The sequence below is a fragment of the Streptomyces sp. NPDC088762 genome (assembly GCF_044750905.1).
Classification (GTDB): Bacteria; Actinomycetota; Actinomycetes; order Streptomycetales; family Streptomycetaceae; genus Streptomyces.
In genome coordinates this window covers 64988-85363 of record NZ_JBIVKT010000015.1, presented here as the reverse complement: position 1 = coordinate 85363, position 20376 = coordinate 64988, and the positions used below count along the sequence as shown (strand labels likewise).

18 protein-coding genes and 1 riboswitch are annotated in these 20376 nt (G+C 73.0%); of the genes, 8 read left to right on the top strand and 10 right to left on the bottom strand.

Annotated features, from left to right (window positions below):
* Window positions 1–237 precede the first annotated feature (237 nt).
* The 3 genes from ACIP5M_RS28040 to ACIP5M_RS28030 are packed head-to-tail and all read right to left on the bottom strand — an operon-like array spanning window position 238 to window position 3349.
* Window positions 238–1281 (bottom strand): GDSL-type esterase/lipase family protein, encoded by a 1044-nt coding sequence (locus tag ACIP5M_RS28040; protein WP_401201884.1) that lies wholly within the window; start codon window positions 1279–1281, stop codon window positions 238–240.
* On the bottom strand, window positions 1278–2228 hold the full coding sequence (locus tag ACIP5M_RS28035; protein ID WP_401201882.1) for an SDR family NAD(P)-dependent oxidoreductase: 951 nt from the start codon (window positions 2226–2228) through the stop codon (window positions 1278–1280). The genes ACIP5M_RS28040 and ACIP5M_RS28035 overlap by 4 nt, the downstream gene beginning before the upstream one ends.
* Window positions 2225–3349, bottom strand: coding sequence for an LLM class flavin-dependent oxidoreductase (locus tag ACIP5M_RS28030; RefSeq protein WP_401201880.1), 1125 nt, complete (start codon window positions 3347–3349; stop codon window positions 2225–2227). Before ACIP5M_RS28030 ends, ACIP5M_RS28035 begins: the two co-directional genes overlap by 4 nt.
* A 308-nt stretch (window positions 3350–3657) precedes the next feature.
* On the opposite strand from ACIP5M_RS28030, the gene ACIP5M_RS28025 reads away from it, so the two are divergent.
* Complete coding sequence (locus ACIP5M_RS28025) at window positions 3658–5112, top strand: amino acid permease (RefSeq protein ID WP_401201878.1); 1455 nt, start codon at window positions 3658–3660, stop codon at window positions 5110–5112.
* A gap of 10 nt (window positions 5113–5122) precedes the next feature.
* Window positions 5123–5578, top strand: coding sequence for an Lrp/AsnC family transcriptional regulator (locus ACIP5M_RS28020; protein WP_007262967.1), 456 nt, complete (start codon window positions 5123–5125; stop codon window positions 5576–5578).
* Between the two features lie 52 nt (window positions 5579–5630).
* Here ACIP5M_RS28020 and ACIP5M_RS28015 read toward each other — a convergent pair whose 3' ends face one another.
* A complete protein-coding gene (locus tag ACIP5M_RS28015; protein WP_401201876.1) occupies window positions 5631–6323 on the bottom strand; it encodes a GNAT family N-acetyltransferase in 693 nt (230 codons plus the stop codon).
* 546 nt (window positions 6324–6869) lie between these two features.
* Here ACIP5M_RS28015 and ACIP5M_RS28010 point away from each other — a divergent pair.
* From ACIP5M_RS28010 to ACIP5M_RS28000, 3 genes are all read left to right on the top strand, one after another.
* Window positions 6870–7244: a hypothetical protein gene (locus ACIP5M_RS28010; RefSeq protein ID WP_401201875.1), complete on the top strand. Its 375-nt coding sequence runs from the start codon at window positions 6870–6872 to the stop codon at window positions 7242–7244.
* Between the two features lie 165 nt (window positions 7245–7409).
* Window positions 7410–8210 (top strand): carbon-nitrogen hydrolase family protein, encoded by an 801-nt coding sequence (locus ACIP5M_RS28005; RefSeq protein ID WP_401201873.1) that lies wholly within the window; start codon window positions 7410–7412, stop codon window positions 8208–8210.
* A 69-nt stretch (window positions 8211–8279) separates the two neighbouring features.
* Window positions 8280–9977, top strand: coding sequence for a flavin monoamine oxidase family protein (locus tag ACIP5M_RS28000; RefSeq protein ID WP_401201872.1), 1698 nt, complete (start codon window positions 8280–8282; stop codon window positions 9975–9977).
* Window positions 9978–10079: 102 nt separating this feature from the next.
* Here the strand turns inward: ACIP5M_RS28000 and ACIP5M_RS27995 are convergent, their stop codons facing one another.
* From ACIP5M_RS27995 to ACIP5M_RS27985, 3 genes are all read right to left on the bottom strand, one after another.
* Window positions 10080–10298, bottom strand: a complete 219-nt coding sequence (locus tag ACIP5M_RS27995) for a hypothetical protein (RefSeq protein WP_401201870.1) — start codon at window positions 10296–10298, stop codon at window positions 10080–10082.
* A 127-nt stretch (window positions 10299–10425) separates the two neighbouring features.
* Window positions 10426–11115: a DUF5995 family protein gene (locus ACIP5M_RS27990; RefSeq protein WP_401201868.1), complete on the bottom strand. Its 690-nt coding sequence runs from the start codon at window positions 11113–11115 to the stop codon at window positions 10426–10428.
* A gap of 140 nt (window positions 11116–11255) precedes the next feature.
* Window positions 11256–12470, bottom strand: coding sequence for an MFS transporter (locus tag ACIP5M_RS27985; RefSeq protein WP_401201866.1), 1215 nt, complete (start codon window positions 12468–12470; stop codon window positions 11256–11258).
* Between the two features lie 62 nt (window positions 12471–12532).
* Between ACIP5M_RS27985 and ACIP5M_RS27980 the strand changes: the two genes are divergently transcribed.
* A complete protein-coding gene (locus ACIP5M_RS27980) occupies window positions 12533–13690 on the top strand; it encodes an ROK family protein (RefSeq protein ID WP_401201864.1) in 1158 nt (385 codons plus the stop codon).
* Between the two features lie 19 nt (window positions 13691–13709).
* Here the strand turns inward: ACIP5M_RS27980 and ACIP5M_RS27975 are convergent, their stop codons facing one another.
* The 3 genes from ACIP5M_RS27975 to ACIP5M_RS27965 all read right to left on the bottom strand — a co-directional run bounded on the left by ACIP5M_RS27975 (window position 13710) and on the right by ACIP5M_RS27965 (window position 17897).
* Window positions 13710–14456, bottom strand: coding sequence for an SDR family oxidoreductase (locus ACIP5M_RS27975; RefSeq protein WP_401201862.1), 747 nt, complete (start codon window positions 14454–14456; stop codon window positions 13710–13712).
* Between the two features lie 53 nt (window positions 14457–14509).
* The gene (locus ACIP5M_RS27970) at window positions 14510–15400 is read right to left on the bottom strand and encodes an RNA polymerase sigma-70 factor (RefSeq protein ID WP_401201861.1); all 891 of its coding nucleotides are present in this window, start codon (window positions 15398–15400) and stop codon (window positions 14510–14512) included.
* Window positions 15401–15545: 145 nt separating this feature from the next.
* A complete protein-coding gene (locus ACIP5M_RS27965; protein ID WP_401201859.1) occupies window positions 15546–17897 on the bottom strand; it encodes a chitinase C-terminal domain-containing protein in 2352 nt (783 codons plus the stop codon).
* Between the two features lie 414 nt (window positions 17898–18311).
* Window positions 18312–18442: riboswitch (FMN riboswitch) on the top strand.
* A gap of 149 nt (window positions 18443–18591) precedes the next feature.
* Here ACIP5M_RS27965 and ribD point away from each other — a divergent pair.
* On the top strand, window positions 18592–19755 hold the full coding sequence (gene ribD, locus ACIP5M_RS27960; RefSeq protein ID WP_401201858.1) for a bifunctional diaminohydroxyphosphoribosylaminopyrimidine deaminase/5-amino-6-(5-phosphoribosylamino)uracil reductase RibD: 1164 nt from the start codon (window positions 18592–18594) through the stop codon (window positions 19753–19755).
* Between the two features lies 1 nt (window position 19756).
* Window positions 19757–20362, top strand: a complete 606-nt coding sequence (locus ACIP5M_RS27955) for a riboflavin synthase (RefSeq protein ID WP_401201856.1) — start codon at window positions 19757–19759, stop codon at window positions 20360–20362.
* The last annotated feature ends 14 nt before the right edge of the window (window positions 20363–20376 follow it).

The following is a 20376-nucleotide window of genomic DNA, read 5'->3' as shown; positions in this document are numbered from 1 at the left end:
GCGGCGCCGGCCGGCACGGCCGGGCCGGCGGCCTCGTCGTCCGCCGGACCGCAGGCGCTCGCCGCCAGGACGACGGCGATCGCCGCCGCGGCAAGGGTGGTTCCGCGCTTCATACCCATCGTGATCTCTCTCCCACTGTGGTGTCCTTCGTGCCGCCGCCTCGGCGCCGGCAACTGTGCTCAGGACACGCCCCTGGGGGACGGATCTGTTCACGGCGATCGTCGTGGGCTGTTTCACTCACCCCGCGGCGAACCCGGCGCGCCGCAGAGCCGTGGCCACAGCGAGGCCCAGGACCCGGTGTCCGGCGTCGTTGGGGTGCAGCCCGTCCTCCAGGTGCTCGGGGCCCAGCAGGTCCCGGCCCGGCAGCACGGCCAACCGGTCGTCGCCCGCGGCGATCCGGTCCCGCGTGGCGCGCTCCATCGCGTCGCGCAGCGCGCCCAGCGTGGCGCCGAGCCGGTTCGGGGTCCGCTCGGCGTCGGGCCGCAGGACGGGGGAGACCAGCAGGAGCGGGGTCCGCGGATGCCCCTGCCGGACCAGTTCGAGGAACACGCGCGTGGTCTCGTACAGGAGCGGCGCTGAATAGGGCACCCGCGACCAGCAGTTGGTGCCGAAGGCGAGCGTGAGGACATCGGCGGGCAGGCCGGCGATCTGCTCGGCGGTGGCGAGTTCGCCGCGGGCGGCTCCCGCGTAGCCGAGGTTGACGGCGTCCCAGCCCAGCGCCCGGCCGGTGACCGCGGGCCAGCCGTGGGCGGGGCGGGTGGACCACCAGCCCTCGGTGATGGAGTCGCCGTGCACCACCCAGCGCGGGGCGGGCGGGGCCGGGGTGAGCGGTCCGCCGATCCCGCGCAGGCCGAGGACGACCGGGGACTGGGTCTCGGGCGGATGGAGGGTGAACGGCCCGCCGCCGCCGGGCAGTTCGATCCGTACGACGGCCTCCGTGGCCGGTTCGGTGAACACCTCGCTGACCACCCCGTGCCGGTCCCACAGCGCGAAGCCGTGCGCGAGGTCGCGCAGGGCGTCGGTGGGGCCGGGCACGGTCGCCCGGTAGCGGATCTCCACCGCGTGCGCGGTCTGCGTGGTGAACTCCAGGCGCACCCCGATGGGCAGGGTGGCCCGCTCGCCCGTGTCCCACGGCAGCCGCATGGTGTCCGCCGGGTCCGCGCGCACCGGGCGGCCCTTGTCCAGCCAGGCGACCCCGCGCAGGAAGGGGGCGGGGTCCTGCCACCGGCCGGCGTCGTACGGGTCGGGGGCAGGGCCGGTGTCGGTGCCCGGTGGTCTCACTCTTCGCCTCCGATCGTCGGATACGGGAACTTCACTCCCACCCCGCCGTCCACCACCAGCGTCTGCCCCGTCACGTACGAGGACAGCGGCGACACGAGGAAGTACAGGGCGGTCGCGATGTCCGCGGTCTCGGCGACCCGGCCCAGCGGGGCGTTCTCCGCGTTGCGCCGCCGCCCCTCGGGGCCGAGCAGGGCGGCGACCCGCGGGGTCCACACCACCCCCGGAGCCACCGCGTTCACTCGTACCCCGCGCGGGCCCAGTTCCACCGCCGCCGAGCGGACCAGGGACAGCAGCCCGGCCTTCGCGGCCCCGTACGCGGCGTGCCGCGGGGCCGCGGTCAGCCCGGAGACCGAGGCCACGAAGACGAGCGGCCCGCCGCCGGCCGCCGCGACGGCCTCGCCGCCGTACTGGACGGTGAGCCAGGCGTGCCGCAGGACCACGTCGAAGTGCCAGTCCCAGCCGGCGTCGTCGAGGTCGGGCAGGGCCGCGTACCGGGCCATGCCGACGATGTCGACCACCCCGCCCACCGGGCCGCCCAGCAGTGCGGGGGCCTGCGCGAAGAGGGCCCGTACGGCCGTGCGGCGGGTCACGTCGGCCGTGTACGGGACGCCCCCGGTCTCGGCGGCGACGACCCGGGCCCGCTCGCCGTCGAGGTCCGCGCACAGGACGCGGGCGCCCGCGGCGGAGAGGGCGTGGGCGGTCTGACGGCCGATGCCGTTGCCGGCGCCGAGCAGGACCAGCCGGCGGCCGTCGAGGCGGTGCAGGGCGGCGTAGTCGGGCACGGGCGAGGTGTCGAGACCTCCGGCGGGGCCGCCGGCGGCGGGGGCGGGCGCGGTCCCGGGGCTCGGCGCCTCGGCGGGGCTCCGCGCGCCGGCGGGGTGCGGCGCGCTCGCGGGGTTCGGAGCGCTCGCAGGGCTCGGCGCGGTCATGCAGCCCGGCGCGGTCATGCGGCGGCCGTCCGGGGCTCGTAGCGGGCGAGTTCCGGAATGACTTCCTTCCCCAGGATCTCGATCGTCCGCAGGATCTCCCGGTGCTCCAGATACCCCCACTGCACGTAGCAGATCAGCTGGTCCACGCCGAGGTCCGCGTACCGCTTGGCCTTGGCGACGATCGTCTCCGCGTCCCCGATGAGGATCATGTCCCCGTCGCTGAACTCCCGCACCGGAACCTCCCCTTCCAGAATGGGGGTGAGCAACGGGAAGGTCCGCTCGCGTTCCCCGGGATCCAGGTGCGGCAGCTCCCACTCCAGCGTGAACTGCGCGAGGTTCGCGTACCACCAGGCCGCGGAGTCCCACACGCGTGCACCGGGCGCCGCGCCCGGCTCGGTCGCGTGGACGAGGGTGTAGGCGCTGACCCGGTTCGTCGTGACGTCGGTGAGCGGCCGGGGGGCGCGCGCGGCATTCCGGTACGCCGCCACCTGCCGGGCCATCGCCTCCAGCGGCTGCATGATCGAGAAGGAGAGCAGCCCGAGGCCGGCCGCCCCGGCCACCTCGGCCGAGCCGGGGGAAGTGGCCGCCATCCAGGCGGGCGGGTGGGGGTCCTGCACGGGCTTGGGGGTGACCATCCGGCGCGGGAAGCGGAACCGCTCGGAGGCGTACTCGAAGTACTCCTCGCGCCACATCCCCGCGACGATCTCCAGGGCCTCCCGCCAGTCCTCCCGGGACCGCTCCCGGTCCACCCCGAAGGCCGCCTGCTCCATGGGCGTGGAGCGGCCGGTGCCCCACTCGACGCGGCCGCCGGACAGGACGTCCACGGTGGCCACCTTCTCGGCGATCCGCTGGGGCGGGGTGAAGCCGAAGGGGGTCAGGGTCACCCCGAAGCCGAGCCGGATCCGCTCGGTCAGCCCGGCCAGGTGCCCGAGGAGCACCTCGGGGGCCGGGCAGTGGGAGCGGCCCTCGCGGAAGTGGTGCTCGACCGCCCACACCGTGCGGAACCCCATCCGGTCGGCGAGCCGGATCTGCTCGACGGCCTCCCGGTAGGCGCGCTGCTCGGCGGCCCGCTGACCGTGCGGATGGGGCCCGTCCCAGGGCCTCGGCACGTCGATCTCGTAGAGCACGTCCAGATCCATGACGGCACGCTGCGGCAGATCTGACGAAGTGTCAAGAACGACGCCGGAGGTCGGCTGCGCAGCGATCGATCATCGGAGCGCAACAAAGGACCATCCGGGACAGATCCGCGCAACGATCGTGCGCCAATGTGCAAGGATGGTGCATTACGGGCACCATCCCTCAGCTCGTAGGCTCACTCGCTGTACGTGGAGTGGCGCGGACCGCCTGCTCGGCGGTCCCCCCATGCCCAGGCCCATGCCTGCTCCTGCTCCGGACCGCTGCGGTCGACGCCTGTCAGTCCCCATCCGCAGTGAAGAAGGAGTCCTTCGTGCTCGACCACGGCCAGGCGCCACCCGTCACGACCGAGCCCCGCAGGCCCGCGCACCCGCTCCTCCGCCGCAAGCCGGTCGAGCAGCTCGTGGCCGAGGGCGGTCAGGGCGAGGGCGGCATGCTCCGCCGCTCGCTCACCATGTGGCAGCTGACGATGATCAGCATCGGCGCGACCCTGGGCACCGGCATCTTCGTCGTCCTCGGCGAGGCCGCACCCAAGGCCGGCCCGGCCGTCACGATCTCCTTCGTCATAGCGGGCCTCACCGCCCTCTTCTCGGCCCTCTCCTATGCGGAGCTGGCCGGATCCGTCCCCGTGTCCGGATCCTCGTACTCGTACTCCTACGCCACCATGGGCGAGTTCATCGCCTGGGTCTGCGGCTGGTGCCTGGTCCTGGAGTACGCCGTCTCGGTCGCCGCCGTCGCCGTCGGCTGGGGCCAGTACCTCAACGAACTCCTCGACGGGACCGTGGGCTTCACGATCCCCGAGACCCTCTCGAACCCGCTGGGTGACGGAGGCTGGATCAACCTGCCCTCGCTGGTCGTCGTCCTGCTCGCCATGGTCTTCCTGATGCGCGGCGCCAAGGAGAGCGCCAGGGTCAACACGATCATGGTCGCCGTGAAGATCGTCACGCTGGTGCTCTTCATCGGCATCGGCGTCATGGGCATCAAGTCCGGCAACTACGCCCCGCTGGCGCCGCTCGGCATCACCGGCATCAGCGCCGCCGCCTCCACCCTCTTCTTCTCGTACATCGGCTTCGACGCCGCCTCCACCGCCGGTGAGGAAGCCAAGGACCCGAAGAAGGACCTCCCCCGCGCGATCATGCTCTCGCTCGGCATCGTCACCGTCCTCTACGTCCTCGTCGCCTTCGTCGCCGTCGGCGCCATGCCGTGGCAGGACTTCGAGGGCACCGAGGCCGCGCTCGCCCAGATCATGACCGACGTCACCGGCACCAGCATCTGGGGTGTCGTCCTCGCGGCGGGCGCGGTCGTCGCCATCGCCTCCGTCGTTTTCGCCGTCCTCTACGGCCAGACCCGCATCCTCTTCGCGATGTCCCGCGACGGCCTCGTCCCCAAGGTCTTCGCCAAGGTCGACGAGAAGAGCGGCGCCCCGCGCGCCAACGTGGTGATCGTCTCCCTCTTCTGCGGCGCCCTGGCGGCCTTCATCCCCCTGGGTGAGCTGGCCAACGCGACCAGCATCGGCACGCTGTTCGCCTTCGCCCTGGTCAACGTCGCCGTCGTCATCCTGCGCTACACCAAGCGGGACCTGCCGCGCACCTTCAAGGTGGCGCTGTTCCCGGTCACGCCGATCCTCGGCTTCATCGCCTGCGGCTGGATGATGTACAGCCTGCCGACGGCCACGTGGGTCGCGTTCGGTGTCTGGATGGCCGTCGGCCTCGTGGTCTACTTCCTGTACGGCATGCGCCGTTCCACACTGGCCACAGCAGAAAAGTGATCCACCCGCAGTGCGACTGAACGATCTCGACGAACGCATCGTGCACGCCCTCGCCGAGGACGCCCGCCGCTCCTACGCGGACATCGGCTCCGAGGTCGGCCTCTCCGCCCCCGCCGTCAAGCGGCGCGTGGACCGACTGCGGGCCGAGGGAGCCATCACCGGCTTCACCGTCCGCGTCGACCCCGCCGCGATGGGCTGGGAGACCGAGGGCTTCATCGAGATCTACTGTCGCCACAACACCTCGCCGGACGACATCCGGCGAGGACTGGAGCGGTACCCCGAGGTGGTGTCCGCGTCGACCGTGACCGGCGACGCGGACGCCCTCGTCCAGGTCTTCGCCTCCGACATGCGGCACTTCGAACGCGTACTGGAACGCATCGCCGGCGAACCCTTCGTGGAACGCACCAAGTCGGTCCTGGTCCTCTCCCCCCTACTGCGCCGCTTCACTTCCGGCGCACCTGCCTAGGGAGATCCGGCCCGGCCGGGCCCTTCCGGGCTCGCCGGCGCCCTCCCGGCGGTCACGCCTCCTTGGCGGGGGTCCGCAGCCCCACGAAGACCGGCCGCCGCCGCAGCGTGAAGCCCATCGCCTCGTAGAGCCGCACCGCGGACGTGTTGGAAGCCGCCGCGTGCAGGAACGGCACGTCCCCCCGCTCCCGCACCGCCCACGCCACCGCCCGTATCAGCCGGGCCGCCAGCCCCCGCCCCCGGTGCTCCGGATGCGTGCACACCGCGCTGATCTCCGACCACCCCGGCGGCCGCATCCGTTCCCCCGCCATCGCGACGAGCCGCCCCTCGTGCCGGATCCCGAGGTACGTGCCCAGCTCCACCGTCCGGTCCAGGAACGGCCCCGGCCGGGTCAGCCCGACCAGCTCCAGCATCTCCGGCACGTCCCCGGGCCCCAGCACCACCGCCTCCGGCGCCGCCTCGGCCCGTACCGCCCGCCCGTCCAGCTGGACACCCGGCAGGTTCAGCACCGTCTCCCACCCCGGCGGCGGCGTCGGCAGCCCCGTCAGCCAGACCTCCTCCCCGGGCCCCGCCAGCTCGGCCAGATCCGCCCAGGCCCGCGGATCCTCCGGATCGCCGAGCCCGGCGAACGGGGTGGTGTCCAGGGTGTAGCGGGCGGCCAGCCCCGCCGGCCCGTGCTCGGCGAAACGGCGGTGCGGCCCGTTCAGCGCGGCCCAGACCGGATTGTCGAGTACCTCGGCGGACATCGGTGCGGAGCTCCTTCGGTCGGTGCGCGGCGGCGCGAACGACCAGGATTGGCCGGCGCCCCCAGCGGGAAGCGTAACCACCGCAGGACGGGGCGCACATGAGGGACGGGGACCGGTACCGGTGGACGAGGCCAGGACGGCGGAAGCGGGGGCGCGGACCCTTCGCCGCTGGTGGCTGACCCGGCGCCTGCACATCGACCTCCTGCGCGTCTGCAGCGCCTCCGCCCTCCGCGGCTGACCCGCACGCCGTCGGCCACGAGCCGGAGCGCACTCGGCGTCCCCCGCGCCGCCTCGGCCGGGCCCGCACGCCCCTCGCCACGAGCCCGGGCCCGGCGGCCGCCCCGTCGGCAGGCCCCGTACGGCTTCGGCCACGAGCCCCGGCGCACGCCGCGCCGGCGCCTCGGCCGAAGCGGTGCCGGCCCGTCATGGGCTGCCCGAACGCGCCCCGACGCCGCGACGACGCCGCCCGAGCCCGCCCGAACCCGTCCGCAGCCCCGGCGCCGCCCGCGGCGCCCGAGGGGCACACCCGTACGCCCCAGGAGAGCCATGTCGCACACCGTCCTGCCCCCCACCGGTCCCGCCCCCGCCCTGCGCGGCCGCATCGGCGCCGGGTTCTCGCCCGTCCCGCGCCGCTACCGCCTCTACCTCTCCGCCGGCTGTCCCCGCTCCCTCCGGGTGGCCGCCGCCCTGGCCGCGGAGGGGCTCGCGGACGCGGTCCCCGCCACCGTCCTCGGCCCGGGCGCGGACGACACCGCGCTGCGGCACGCCTACGAGGCCGCCGGCCACCACTTCGACGGCCCGCTGACCGTCCCCGCCCTCGTCGACACCTGGAGCGGCCGCGTCGTCTCCGACCACACCCCCGACATACTCGACGATCTACGGTTCCTGGCCGCACACCCTGCCTTCCGCACGGGCGCCTGAGGGGGACCCGGAGAGCCCCGCGGCGCCCCGCGCAACGAATCACCGCACCCACCCGGGAACACGCAACGAATCGATGCGCGCAGCGCAACGGTCACGGCTTGTCCGGGTCGAACGCCCGAACGTACCGTCTTAGGACCCCCTCCCCTCCTGCCACAGAGGTTGTCCATGCCCCCGCTGCGCACCGCCCTCCTCCAGAGCTCCGGACGGCTCGGCGACACCGCCGAGAACCTGAAGGCGCTCGAAGAGGCCGCATCGCGCGCCGCACAGGGCGGGGCCGGGCTCCTCGTGACCTCGGAGATGTTCCTCACCGGCTACGCCCTGGCCCCCCAGGACATCGCCGGCCTCGCCGAACCGGCCGACGGCATGTCCGCCCGCGCCATCGGCGAGATCGCCCGCCGCCACGGGGTCGCCGTCCTGTACGGCTACCCCGAGCGGTCGGGCGACGCCGTGTACAACGCGGCCCAGCTCATCGGCCCCGACGGCGAGCGCCTGGCGAACTACCGCAAGACGCACCTGTTCGGCTGCTTCGAGCAGGAGGCCTTCACCCCCGGCGACGTCCCCGTCGTCCAGGCGGACCTCGGGGGTCTCCGCATCGGCATCATGATCTGCTACGACGTGGAGTTCCCCGAGACCGTCCGGGCCCACGCGCTCGCCGGCACCGACTTCCTCCTGGTGCCGACCGCGCAGATGCACCCGTTCCAGTTCGTCGCCGAACAGCTCGTCCCCGTACGGGCCTTCGAGAACCAGATGTACATCGCGTACGTCAACCGCACCGGCCCGGAAGGCGAGTTCGAGTTCGTCGGACTCAGCTGCCTGGCGAGCCCCGACGGGGTCACCCGGACCCGGGCCGGCCGCGGCGAGGAGCTGGTGTTCGGCGAGGCCGACCCCGAGCTGCTGCACGCGTCGCGCACGACCAACCCGTACCTGCGCGACCGCCGCCCCGGGCTCTACGCCTCCCTCGTCTGACCCTCCCGGCCTCCCCAGGCCCGCCCTGCCCAGCCCCGCCCTGCCCTGCCCGCAAGGAGACGTACCCCCATGACGTCCACGGTGCCCACCACCGCCGTCCCGCACAGCGACGGACAGCCGCCGATCACCATGTTCGGCCCGGACTTCCCGTACGCGTACGACGATTTCCTCGCCCACCCGGCGGGCCTGGGCCAGATACCGGCCACCGAGCACGGCACCGAGGTCGCCGTCATCGGCGGCGGACTGTCCGGCATCATCTCCGCCTACGAGCTGATGAAGATGGGCCTCAAGCCCGTCGTCTACGAGGCCGACCAGATCGGCGGCCGCCTGCGCACCGTCGGCTTCGAGGGCGCCGGCACCGAGGGCCTGACCGCGGAGATGGGCGCCATGCGCTTCCCGCCGTCCTCCACCGCCCTCCAGCACTACATCGACCTCGTCGGCCTGGTCACGGAGCCCTTCCCGAACCCGCTCGCCGAGTCCACCCCCTCCACGGTCGTCGACCTCAAGGGCGAGACCCACTACGCCGAGACCATCGCCGACCTCCCGCAGGTCTACCGCGACGTGTCCGCCGCGTGGAACGCCTGCCTGGAGGAGGGCGCCGACTTCTCCGACATGAACACCGCGATGCGCGAGCGGGACGTCCCGCGCATCCGCGAGATATGGGCGAAGCTCGTCGAGAAGCTCGACGACGAGACCTTCTACGGCTTCCTCTGCAAGTCCGAGGCCTTCCAGTCCTTCCGCAAGCGCGAGATCTTCGGCCAGGTCGGCTTCGGCACCGGCGGCTGGGACACCGACTTCCCGAACTCCATCCTGGAGATCCTGCGCGTCGTCTACACCGAGGCCGACGACCACCACCGCGGCATCGTCGGCGGCTCGCAGCAGCTCCCGCTGCGCCTGTGGGAGCGCGAGCCCGAGAAGATCGTCCACTGGGCCCAGGGCACCTCGCTGTCCTCCCTGCACGAGGGCACCCCGCGCCCGGCGGTGACCCGCCTGCACCGCACGGCCGGCAACCGCATCACGGTCACCGACGCCTCCGGCGACATCCGTACGTACCGCGCCGCGATCTTCACGGCCCAGTCCTGGATGCTCCTGTCGAAGATCGCCTGCGATGACACGCTCTTCCCGATCGACCACTGGACGGCGATCGAGCGCACCCACTACATGGAGTCCAGCAAGCTCTTCATCCCGGTCGACCGCCCCTTCTGGCTCGACAAGGACGAGGAGACGGGCCGCGACGTCATGTCGATGACCCTCACGGACCGCATGACCCGCGGCACGTACCTGCTGGACAACGGCCCGGACCAGCCGGCCGTCATCTGCCTGTCCTACACCTGGTGCGACGACAGCCTGAAGTGGCTGCCGCTGTCCGCGAACGAGCGGATGGAGGTCATGCTGAAGTCCCTCGGCGAGATCTACCCGAAGGTCGACATCCGCCGCCACATCATCGGCAACCCGGTGACCGTGTCCTGGGAGAACGAGCCCTACTTCATGGGCGCGTTCAAGGCCAACCTCCCCGGCCACTACCGCTACCAGCGCCGCCTGTTCACCCACTTCATGCAGGACCGCCTCCCCGAGGACAAGCGCGGCATCTTCCTCGCGGGCGACGACATCTCCTGGACGGCCGGCTGGGCCGAGGGCGCCGTCCAGACCGCCCTGAACGCCGTCTGGGGCGTCATGCACCACCTCGGCGGCTCCACGGACGCCACCAACCCCGGCCCGGGCGACGTCTACGACGAGATCGCCCCGGTCGAACTCCCGGAGGACTGACCCTCCCCACGGCCACGGACGGGTGACCCCCGCCGGCCCCCGTGACCACGGGCCGCCCCCGCGCCACGAGCGCGGCGGCGGCCCGTTCCCATGCCGTGCGGTTCACACCGCCCGCTCCCACACGAGCTTCCAGCGGGTCCCGCGCACACCGGCCGTCGTGGGCGCGTACGAGTCCCGCAGGCCCAGGCTCACCCCGCATGCCGCGCACAGCCGGTGGGTGAAGTACCCGTCGCTCCACGTCGTCGTGCCACGGTCCGCCCCGCACAACGGGCACGCCGAGAGCTCCCCGTCCGCCGGGGCCCGCATCAGGCGGGGCATCACGGCGGGCAGCGGCTCGTGCGGGTGGAACTCCGGATCCGGACACCACAGCTCCCGCGTGGGGGGAGGCGGCTGCGGGACGCGGACACCCGCGGCCTTCTGGTGCGCAGCCGCAGGGTGGCGAATCCGGTCACCCGGCCACCGTACGGAGTGAACCCACCAGATCGCACCGGGACCTCATGCCGGTGGGGGTCAGCAGGCAGCGGCCGACCAGGCCGACACCGGCGTCGAGGGATGCGCGGAACTCCTCCGCCAGCTCGGGGGAGCGGCGCAGGGTCCACAGCATCCGGGCCGCCGCCCAGGCGCCCGCGCGGGCGCGGTCCAGGCTCCACGAGCCGACCAGGTGGGTCAGCGGGTCCGCGATCTCCAGGAGGTCCGGACCGGGCATCAGGTCCTCCCGGATGCGCTCCTCCAGGGCGACCAGGGTGTCGCCCACCCGGTCGAAGTCGGCCTCGAGGGCGGCGGGCTCGCAGTCCAGGGCCCGGCAGGTGGACACCACCGCGACGGCCAGGTCGTGCCCGATGTGCGCGTTGATCCCGGCCAGGGCGTGCTGCAGCGGATGGATCCCGGGATGCCGGCGGTACTGGAGCAGGGGGCGCCAGCAAGCCGGCGCGCGGTCCGCCTCCACCGCCGCCAGGTACCGCTCCGCGAACCGCACGCCGAGCGTCTCGGCCCGCCGGGGCACCGGGAAGTCGCCGCGCACGATCCGCCGGTCCAGGGCCTCCGTGACCGTCAGGTAGACCCGGTTGAAGACGGCGACACCGTCCTGCGGCGGGAGCCGCTCGTCCAGGGCGCGCATCCGCGCCAGCACCGCTTCCATGGGAGGCAGGGTCGCAGGGACCGGCCCGGATCCGGGGAACTTGGCCGTACGCTTCCCCGGTTCGGGCGAAACCCCGTCAACGCACGCGTCAACGAGGCGTGTCCGTGCCCTCCCGGGGCCGCACGGCGGCCCGCGATGTCCTACGGCCGGATGGTGGCCGGTTCGTCCCGGCCGGCCTGGCCGGCGCCCGGCCCGGACGGCTTCTGCCGCAGTACGGACGCCCCCGCCACCAGCGCGAACGCCAGCAGGGTGACCAGCCCGAAGGAGACCACGAGCGAGGTCGCGTCCGCCACGGCGCCGATGGCAGAGGGCGCGATCAGCCCCGACGTATAGGTGATCGTCGCGACGCCCGCGATGGCCTGTGCCGGAGCCGGCCCGCTGCGCGCCGCGGCCGCGAAGGCCAGCGGGACCACCACCGCGATGCCGAGCCCGATCAGGCCGAAGCCGGCCATCGCCGCCGCGGGATGCCGGGCCGTCACCACGAGCAGCCCGCCCGCCGTGGCGAGCACCCCGCCCGCCCGGACCGTGCGCACGGCCCCGAACCGGTCCACCACCCGGTCCCCGGCGAGCCGGGCGACGGCCATGGTCAGCGCGAAGGCCGTGGTGGAGGCCGCCGCCAGTCCGGCGTCGGTGTCCAGGACGTCCCGCAGGTAGACCGCCGACCAGTCCAGACTCGCGCCCTCCGCGAAGACCGCGCAGAACCCGATCGCCCCGATGAGCACCGCCGACTTGGGCGGCAGCGCGAAGTGCGCCGGAGCCTCGGCGTCCGCGGCGGCCTTCAGGTCGAGCACCCCCCGTACGGCGAGCAGCCCCGCCGCGGTCAGCGCGCACGCGGCGATCAGGTGGTGCAGCCGAGCGTCGGCCCCCGCGTGCGCGGCGACCGTACCGGCCGCCGAGCCGAGGAGCGCGCCCACGCTCCACATGCCGTGCAGCGAGGACATGATCGAGCGCCGCAGCCGGTTCTCGGTCTCCACGCCCAGCGCGTTCATCGCCACGTCGGACATGCCGGAGGTCGCTCCGTAGACGAAGAGGGCGAAGCAGAGCGTCGGCAGGTTCGGGGCGAGGCTCGGCAGGACGAGGGAGAGGGTCCACAGCGCCAGCAGCGCGCGCAGCGCGGCGCGGGCCCCGAAGCGGTGGTTGATCCGTCCGGCCAGCGGCATCGCGAGCGCCGCGCCCAGCGCGGGGAAGGCGAGGGCGAGACCCAGGGTGCCGGCGCCGAGCTGGGCGTGCTCCTGGATCCAGGGGATACGGGTGGCGAAGGAGCCGGTGACCGCGCCGTGGGCGCAGAAGACGGCTGCGATCGCGAAACGGGCATGGCGCAGGCGCGCCGGGCTGAGGTCTGTTTCCCCGGTCATGCAGATAAACTATCAGGGAGCCTGCCTGATGGTTAATGGATAAGAGTCCTTAGGATGGCGCCGTGACCCCTGCCCTCGCCTCCGGCCCCACCCCGGCGCCGCCGTCCCCCGCCTCGCCGAGCACGGCCCGCGCCCTCAACGACCGCCTGGCCCTGCGACTCCTCCAGGAGTCGGGCCCGCTGACGGCCACCCAGCTCAAGACCATGACCGGCCTCTCCCGCCCCTCCGTCGCCGACCTCGTCGACCGGCTCACCGAGGCCGGCCTGGTCGAGGTCGTCGGGGAATCGGGGGAACAGCGGCGCGGCCCCAACGCCAAGCTGTACGGGATCATCGCCCGCCGGGCCCACCTGGCCGCCCTCGACGTACGGACCGACAGCGTCACCGCCGTCGTCACCGACCTCCTCGGCCACCCCCTGGCCGAGGCCGCCCTCCCCGTCGGAGCCCCCGAGGACGCGGTGGCGGCCCTGCTGCGCACCGCCCGCGAGGTCGGCGCCGAGGCCCTGCACACCGTCGTCATCGGCGCCCCCGGCCTGGTCGACCCCGCCACCGGCGAACTCCGCGACACCACCGGCCTGCCCGCCTGGCACCGGGACCTCGTCACCGCCCTGCAGCGGAGCCTGCCCGCCGTGGTGGTCGTCGAGAACGAGACCAACCTGGCCGCCCTCGCCGAACAGCGCCTGGGCGTGGCGCGCGACCTCGACTCCTTCGTCCTGCTGTGGCTCGGGGCGGGGGTGGGCGCCGCAGTCGTCCTGGACGGCCGGCTGCGCCGGGGCGCCTCCGGCGGGGCGGGCGAGATCGGCTTCCTCCCGGTCCCGGGCACCGGAGCCCTCCCCTCTGCCACCGACTGCGGGGGCGGCTTCCACGCCCTGGCGGGCCGCGAGGCCGTCACGGCCCTGGCGGCGGAACACGGCTTCGCCGGCCCGGCGGAGGACGCGGTGGCGGGAGCCGCCGGCGAGCCCTTCCTCGAAGCCCTGGCAGAACGCCTCGCGGTGGGCGCGGCAGCGGTGGCCGCCGTACTGGACCCCGGCTGCGTGGTCCTGGGCGGCGAACTGGGCCGCGCGGGCGGCCCCGCCCTGGCCGCCCGCGTGGCCGACCGCCTGAGCGCCCTGATCCCCGTCCCGACCGCGGTCCGCGCCACGACCCTGGGCGGCTCGGCCATCCTGTCGGGCGCCCGCGAGGCGGCCCGCGAGGCGGCGCAGGAGGTGCTGTTCGGGGGGTGAGGGCCGGACGCCCCCACCGTCAGCGGCCCGGCGCCCGCCCCGCCGCGTACTGCGCGAACGTGCCGCGGCCCGACGCGTGGGACGGGGTCAGGTTGCCGCCCCGGCGGAAGCCCGCGTAGGCCTTGCCCGCCAGGGGGACGGGGAGGAGCCGGCGGTTGCGGCCCGTGGCCTTCAAGTAGGTGCGGGCCAGTTCGGGCAGGGTGTGGATCTCCGGGCCGCCCATGTCCGCAACGCGGCCCGAAGGAGCGGGGACCGCCAGTTCCGCCATGCGGTCCGCGACCTCCTCGACGGCGATCGGCTGGACGCGCACCCCCTTCGGCAGCGGCACGACCGGCAGCTTCGCCGCCATGTCGACCGCCTGCGCGACCAGGTCGTGGAACTGCGTCGTGCGCAGGATCGTCACGCCCAGCCCTGACTCCTCCAGCATCCGCTCCACCCTGAGCTTCGTCCGGTAGTAACCCAGGGGAACCTCGTCCACCCCGACGATCGAGATGTAGACGATGTTCCGGACGGTTTCCGCCCGGCGGGCGGCGTCGATCAGGTGCTGCGCGGCCGCCTCGTCACCCCCGCGCGGGCTGCTCGCGCAGTGCACGACCACCTCCGCGCCCGCCATCGCCGCGTCCAGCCCGCTGCCGTCCCGCAGATCGACGGGGTGGTCCGGGGCGCGCCGGCTCAGGACGCGGACCTCGTGGCCCGCCGCCCTCAGCCGCTCGGTGACGAGCGAGCCGAGGTTTCCGGTGCCTCCGGTGACGAGGATGGTGCTCATGGTGTCCGTCCTTCCTGATGCGGATGCGTTCACCAGCGCAGACCGGACAGCCCTCAGGAATGTGACAGCTGCCGCCGCAGGAATTCCAGCTTCTCCGGATTGACCACCGCGCGCAGGCCGCTGACCAGGCCGTTCTCGAATTCGACCACCAGGACTCCGATCTCGCCGAAGAGCAGCGCGGGCGATCCGTTGACCTCCGCGACGGTGAGCGGCACACCCGCCACGTACTTCCCCAGCGCTCCGATCGCGAAGCGGGCCACGTTGTTCCGGCCGACGACCGGCCGCCTGGCCGCGTTGACCACCCCGCCGCCGTCCGACACGTAGCGCACGTCGGCGCTCAGCAGGCCCTCCAGCCGGGCCAGGTCCCCACTGCGCGCCGCGGTCAGGAAGGAATCCACCAGGCCCTGCCACTGCGCCGGGTCCGGTGTGAAGCGCGGCTTCGGGGAGCCCGCCGCGACCCGGGCCGCCGCCCGGCGGTGGAGCTGGCGGCAGTTGGCTTCGGTGAGGTCGAGCAGCTCGGAGATCTCCCGGTGGCCGTACGCGAAGGCCTCGCGCAGCACGTACACCGCCCGCTCCGCCGGCGTGAGCTGCTCCAGCAGCACCAGCAGGGCCATGGACACGCCCTCCCGCTGCTCCGCCGATTCCAGCGGGCCCAGCGCCCCGTCCCCGGTGAGGACCGGTTCCGGCAGCCACGGGCCGACGTACTCCTCGCGCCGGGCCCGGGCCGAGGTGAGGCTGTTGAGGCACAGCCGGGTGACGACCTTGGCGAGCCAGGCCCCGGGGTGGTCGATGTCGCTGCGGTCGGCGGCGCTCCAGCGCAGGTAGGCCTCCTGGACGGTGTCCTCGGCCTCGGCGGCGGAGCCGAGCATCCGGTAGGCGATGCCGAACATCCGGGGCCGGTGTTCCTCGAAGTCCGCTACGGCTGCGGTGACATGGGTGCTCACCGGAGCAGCCTACGAGGGCCCGTACGGCCACCCGTACGGGCCTGCCCGCAGGCATGTGCGGGGCATGCCCGCGGGCGCACGCACGGGGACCCGGTGGCCGACCGGGCCACCGGGTCCTCACGTCAGGGCTTCACCCGTCGGGTGGTCAGCAGGCCCCCTGGTCCTTCCAGACGCCCCACTCGCCCGTGGTGCCGGGCTCCTCGTTCTGCGTCCACCACTGGGCCTTCCAGGTGTGGCCCTTGTGGGAGACGACGCTGCCGCTGTTGTACACGGTCCCGGCCACGTACGCCGGGCCGGTGCAGGTCCCGCCCGTCGGGGGCGGGGTGGTGGGCGGCGTGGTCGGGGGAGTGGTCGGCGGGGTGGTCGGCGGCTGGGTGCCGCCCGGTTCCGTCACCGTGGTGCCGCGTGCCAGGTCCCCGGCCAGTGCGTAGGTGGTGCCGGAGATGTTCACCGTCCAGTTGGAGGGCGTGGAAACCGGCAGGTAGTAGTTGAACGCCAGGTCGACCGAGGCGCCCGGGGCCAGGGTCTGCCAGGCCGGCAGCTTCAGGGAGACCCGCTGGAAGTCGCCCTTGAGGCCGCCGACGTTGGCGCCGGTGTGGCCGCTGCTGATGACCTTCGTGCCGAAGCCGGACTGGTCGGAGGCGTTGGCCGGGGCGGAGGTCCCGTAGTCGAACTGGAACTCGGTGCCGCCGGGCAGCGTCGCCTTCGTGTTGTTGGTGATCCTGAGCTTCGGGGTGATCGGGTAGTTGGAGTCGCCCAGCTTGAACTCGGTGAACTCCGTCTTGATGTCCACGGCCTGGGCGGGCAGCGCCGCGCCCGCCTTCTTCGCGCCGTACGGCGAGGCCGCCTTGAACTTGTCGTACATCAGGGAGGTGAGCGTGTCGCCCATCTCGTACTGGCCCTTGGCCGCGTTGTAGGAGTAGTCGCCCGCGAGTTCCCAGACCATCGTGCCGCCGATGCCCTTGTGCACCACGTAGTCGGCCTTGGCGGCCACCGACTGCTCGTCCTCCGTGGACAGGAAGACCTTCTTCTGGGCGTTCCACAGCCACGGCGCCACCAGGGTGGAGTCGTACTTGCGGGCGTAGGTGCCGGTCAGCGCCGTGTTCGCCGGGAAGCCGTACTTCGTGACGTAGTCGCCGACGACGCCCTTCTCCAGGTTCTTGGCGTGCCACATCGGGTTGGAACCCGCCGGGGACTCGGCCCCGTTGGTGTCCTTGTCGTGCCACAGGTTGTCGATGCCGACCGCGCCGTCACCGCACTTGGTCAGGCCCGCGCCGGCCGGGCAGCTGGTCGCGGGGGCCTTGCCCCACAGGCCGTCCGTGCCGCCCTGCACGTTCTTGAAGCCGCGGGTGTAATAGGGCAGGCCGATGTTGATGCGCCCGCCGGGCATGGAGCCGCGGAAGTAGTGGTAGGCCCAGTCGGTGTTGAGGTAGCCGACGCCGCCGTACTGGGAGGTGGAGTACACGCCGGCGGCGGCCAGTTCGGCGTCCTTGCCGTCGTCGAAGAGCGAGGCGTTGGGGCCGACGTACTCGTTCCAGGCGCCGTGCAGGTCGTAGGACATGATGTTGACGTAGTCCAGGTACTTCTGCACCTGGAACGTCTCCATGCCGCGCAGCAGGTAGCCGGAGGAGGGGGCGGCGACCGAGAGCAGGTAGTGCCTGCCGTCGGCGGCGCCCGCGCGGTCGAGCTTCTCGCGCAGCGACTTCATCAGGGCCGCGTAGCCCTGGACCAGGCCGGCGCGCCGCGCGTTGGACAGCTGCCAGTCCAGCGGATTGCCCGCGTCCTTCATCGTGGTCGGGTACTCGTAGTCGATGTCGACGCCGTTGAAGCCGTACTTGCGGATGAACGCGACGGAGGAGTCGGCGAAGGTGTCGATGCCGGCCTGGTTGACCGAGCCGTCGGCGTTGGTGGCCATCGAGTAGAAGCCGCCGGAGGCCACGCGGTTGCCGTCGTCGCCGAAGTAGCCGCCCGTCTCCGCCCAGCCGCCGACCGAGATCAGCGTCTTGACGTTCGGGTACTGCTTCTTGAACTTGGTCAGCTGGTTGAAGTGGCCCTTGTACGGGAGGGCCGGGTCCATCTCGGCGCCCGCGACGCCCGGCCAGGTCTTTCCGGTGGCGGCGTTGTTCGCGTTGTCCGCGCCGACGGAGATCTTGTTGTCGGCGCCCACGTGGGCGAAGGCGTAGTTCAGGTGGGTGACCTTGGACCACGGGACGTTGTTCGCGAGGTAGGCGGGCTCGCCGTTGCTGCCGTCGCGCCAGCCCGTGAAATATCCGATGACGCGGCGCTGGTGGTCGGCGCCCATCTTCTCGCGGCCTTCGGAGTCGTAGACCGAGCAGTACGGGACGTCGGCGCCGGCCGTTCTGTACAGCCCGTCGGGGCGGCACGACTCGTTGTCGGCCGCGTGCGAGACGCCCGCCGAGAGCCCGCCCACCAGCAGTCCGGCGATTGCGGCGCCGGATGCCAGGAGCATCGCTCTCGTACGTGTGGGGGACGGCATTGTGCCTCCTGGGGAGGGGAGGATGGCAGGACACAACAGGACACAACATGCAGAAGGGTGGCGCTTGTTGGCCCGTGACGTGCGCACATCTGACGGGCTGTTCCCGGGAGAAGATGAAGGGAACGTTAAGAGGACTAGACCAACCCGTCAATAGGTCTGGACCATCCACGGCTCACTTGACCGAGTCCCCGAAAAGGCCCCGGGTCGCGCCCCGGAGGGTGCCGGCCGAGCCTCGAACCGGCCGGCGGACGGAGTCCCGGATCGCACCCCCGGCTGAAGCCCCGAGCCGCCCCCTGGCGGAGCCCCGAGCCGGCCCCCGTGGAGTCCGGAAGGCGCCCCCATGTGAGCCAGGCCACAGCCCCTCACCCTCATGGCCGCCGATCACCCGTGGCAGACTGGCTTCAGTACCAGTAGCAGCGCACTCCGGGGTCGGTGTAATTCCGAACCGGCGGTTATAGTCCGCGACCCGTCCGCAGCCAGCGGCCGGTTGACCAGGTGAGATTCCTGGACCGACGGTTAAAGTCCGGATGGGAGGCAGTGCGCGGCGGGCCAGTCACCGGTACGCCGCCGTCGGCGGTTCATCGGCGTATCCCCACGGATATGCCCGATCGGACCGTTTTCCGGCCTCGGCGCCCCCGTGTGAGCTGTACCGCTTCATCTGTCGTATCCCGACAGGCCCCGGAGTCCGTGCCCGATGAGGCAGGAGGACCCGGTGGCGACACACGCCGCGCACGCAGCACCCGACGCGGGTACCCGCGCCATGCGCCGAGCCATCGAGCTCGCCGCCCGCGGCCTCGGCTCCACCCGCCCCAACCCGGTCGTCGGCTGCGTCATCACCGACGCCGCGGGCACGATCGTCGGCGAGGGCTGGCACGAGCGCGCCGGCGGCCCGCACGCCGAGGTCCACGCCCTGCGCGCGGCAGGGGCGGCCGCCCGCGGCGGCACCGCCTACGTCACCCTCGAACCCTGCAACCACACCGGCCGTACGGGGCCCTGCGCCCAGGCCCTCGTCGAGGCCGGCGTCACCCGCGTCGTCTACGCCGTCTCCGACCCGAACCCGGAGGCCGGCGGGGGCGCCGCCACCCTGCGCGCCGCCGGGATCGACACCTCCGCCGGACTGCTGGCGGACGAGGCCGAGTCCGGCAACGCCGCCTGGCTGACCTCCGTACGCCTCGGCCGCCCCTACGTCCTGTGGAAGTACGCCGCCACCCTCGACGGCAGGATCGCCGCCGCCGACGGCACCAGCCGCTGGATCAGCTCCCCGGAATCCCGCGCCGACGTCCACCGGCTGCGCGCCGAGTCCGACGCCGTCGTCGTCGGCTCCGGCACCCTGCGCGCCGACGACCCGCACCTCGCCGTCCGCGGAATCGCCGGCTTCGCAGCCGCCGACCAGCCGCTGCGCGTCGTCCTCGACACCCACGCCACCATCCGGCCCGGCGCCCGCGTCCTGGACGGGGCCGCGCCCACCCTGATCGCCGTCGCACAGGACCTCGACGAGGCGGCCACCCGCCACCTCGCCGGGGTCGAGCTGGCCCGACTCCCGCACGACAAGTACGGGATCTCGGTGGACGCCCTCCTCGCCGAACTGCACCGGCGCGGGATCCGCTCCGTCCTGCTCGAAGGCGGCCCCACCCTCGCGGGCGCCTTCGTCGCCGCGGGCGCCGTCGACAAGGTCGTCGGCTATCTCGCCCCGGTCCTCCTCGGCGCGGGCCCCGCCGCCCTCGCCGACGCCGGCATCGCCACCCTCACCGAAGCGCTCCGGCTCGACATCACCGAGACCGTCCGCATCGGCACGGACATCCGCATCACCGCCGTCCCCACGGCCCCCTCCGTCCACACAGCCCTCAAGGAGCACTGAAGTGTTCACCGGAATCGTCGAAGAACTGGGCGAGGTCACCGCCGTCGAGCAGCTGGAAGAGGCCTCCCGCTTCCGCCTGCGCGGCCCCGTCGTCACCGAGGGCGCCAAGCACGGCGACTCCATCGCCGTCAACGGCGTCTGCCTGACGGTCGTGGAGACCGCCGACGGCGAGTTCACCGCCGACGTCATGCAGGAGACCTTGAACCGCTCCAGCCTCGGCGCCCTCACCGAGGGCTCCCGGGTCAACCTGGAGCGCCCCATGGCCCTCGGCGGACGGCTCGGCGGCCACCTGGTCCAGGGGCACGTGGACGGCACCGGCGAGATCCTCTCCCGGACCCCCTCCGAGCACTGGGAGATCGTCAAGGTCGCCCTCCCGGCGAACCTCTCGCGCTACGTCGTCGAGAAGGGCTCCATCACGGTCGACGGCGTCAGCCTCACCGTCGTCGAAGCCGCCGCCGACTGGTTCACCGTCAGCCTCATCCCCACCACCCTCGCGCTCACCACGCTCGGCATCAAGCAGCCCGGCGACCCGGTCAACCTCGAGGTCGACGTCCTCGCCAAGTACGTGGAGCGCCTGCTCGGCGCGGACCGGGAGGCGGGGCGGTGAACACGCTGAACTCG

Bases quoted from the DNA above. Each gene is read 5' to 3' on its own strand.
- ACIP5M_RS28000 (WP_401201872.1), top strand. From the start codon at position 8,280: ATGACGTCCACGGTGCCCACCACCGCCGTCCCGCACAGCGACGGACAG.
- ACIP5M_RS28015 (WP_401201876.1), bottom strand. From the start codon at position 6,323: ATGTCCGCCGAGGTACTCGACAATCCGGTCTGGGCCGCGCTGAACGGG.
- ACIP5M_RS28010 (WP_401201875.1), top strand. From the start codon at position 6,870: ATGTCGCACACCGTCCTGCCCCCCACCGGTCCCGCCCCCGCCCTGCGC.
- ACIP5M_RS28030 (WP_401201880.1), bottom strand. From the start codon at position 3,349: ATGGATCTGGACGTGCTCTACGAGATCGACGTGCCGAGGCCCTGGGAC.
- ACIP5M_RS27985 (WP_401201866.1), bottom strand. From the start codon at position 12,470: ATGACCGGGGAAACAGACCTCAGCCCGGCGCGCCTGCGCCATGCCCGT.
- ACIP5M_RS27965 (WP_401201859.1), bottom strand. From the start codon at position 17,897: ATGCCGTCCCCCACACGTACGAGAGCGATGCTCCTGGCATCCGGCGCC.
- ribD (WP_401201858.1), top strand. From the start codon at position 18,592: ATGAGGCAGGAGGACCCGGTGGCGACACACGCCGCGCACGCAGCACCC.
- ACIP5M_RS27990 (WP_401201868.1), bottom strand. From the start codon at position 11,115: ATGGAAGCGGTGCTGGCGCGGATGCGCGCCCTGGACGAGCGGCTCCCG.
- ACIP5M_RS28035 (WP_401201882.1), bottom strand. From the start codon at position 2,228: ATGACCGCGCCGGGCTGCATGACCGCGCCGAGCCCTGCGAGCGCTCCG.
- ACIP5M_RS28005 (WP_401201873.1), top strand. From the start codon at position 7,410: ATGCCCCCGCTGCGCACCGCCCTCCTCCAGAGCTCCGGACGGCTCGGC.
- ACIP5M_RS27975 (WP_401201862.1), bottom strand. From the start codon at position 14,456: ATGAGCACCATCCTCGTCACCGGAGGCACCGGAAACCTCGGCTCGCTC.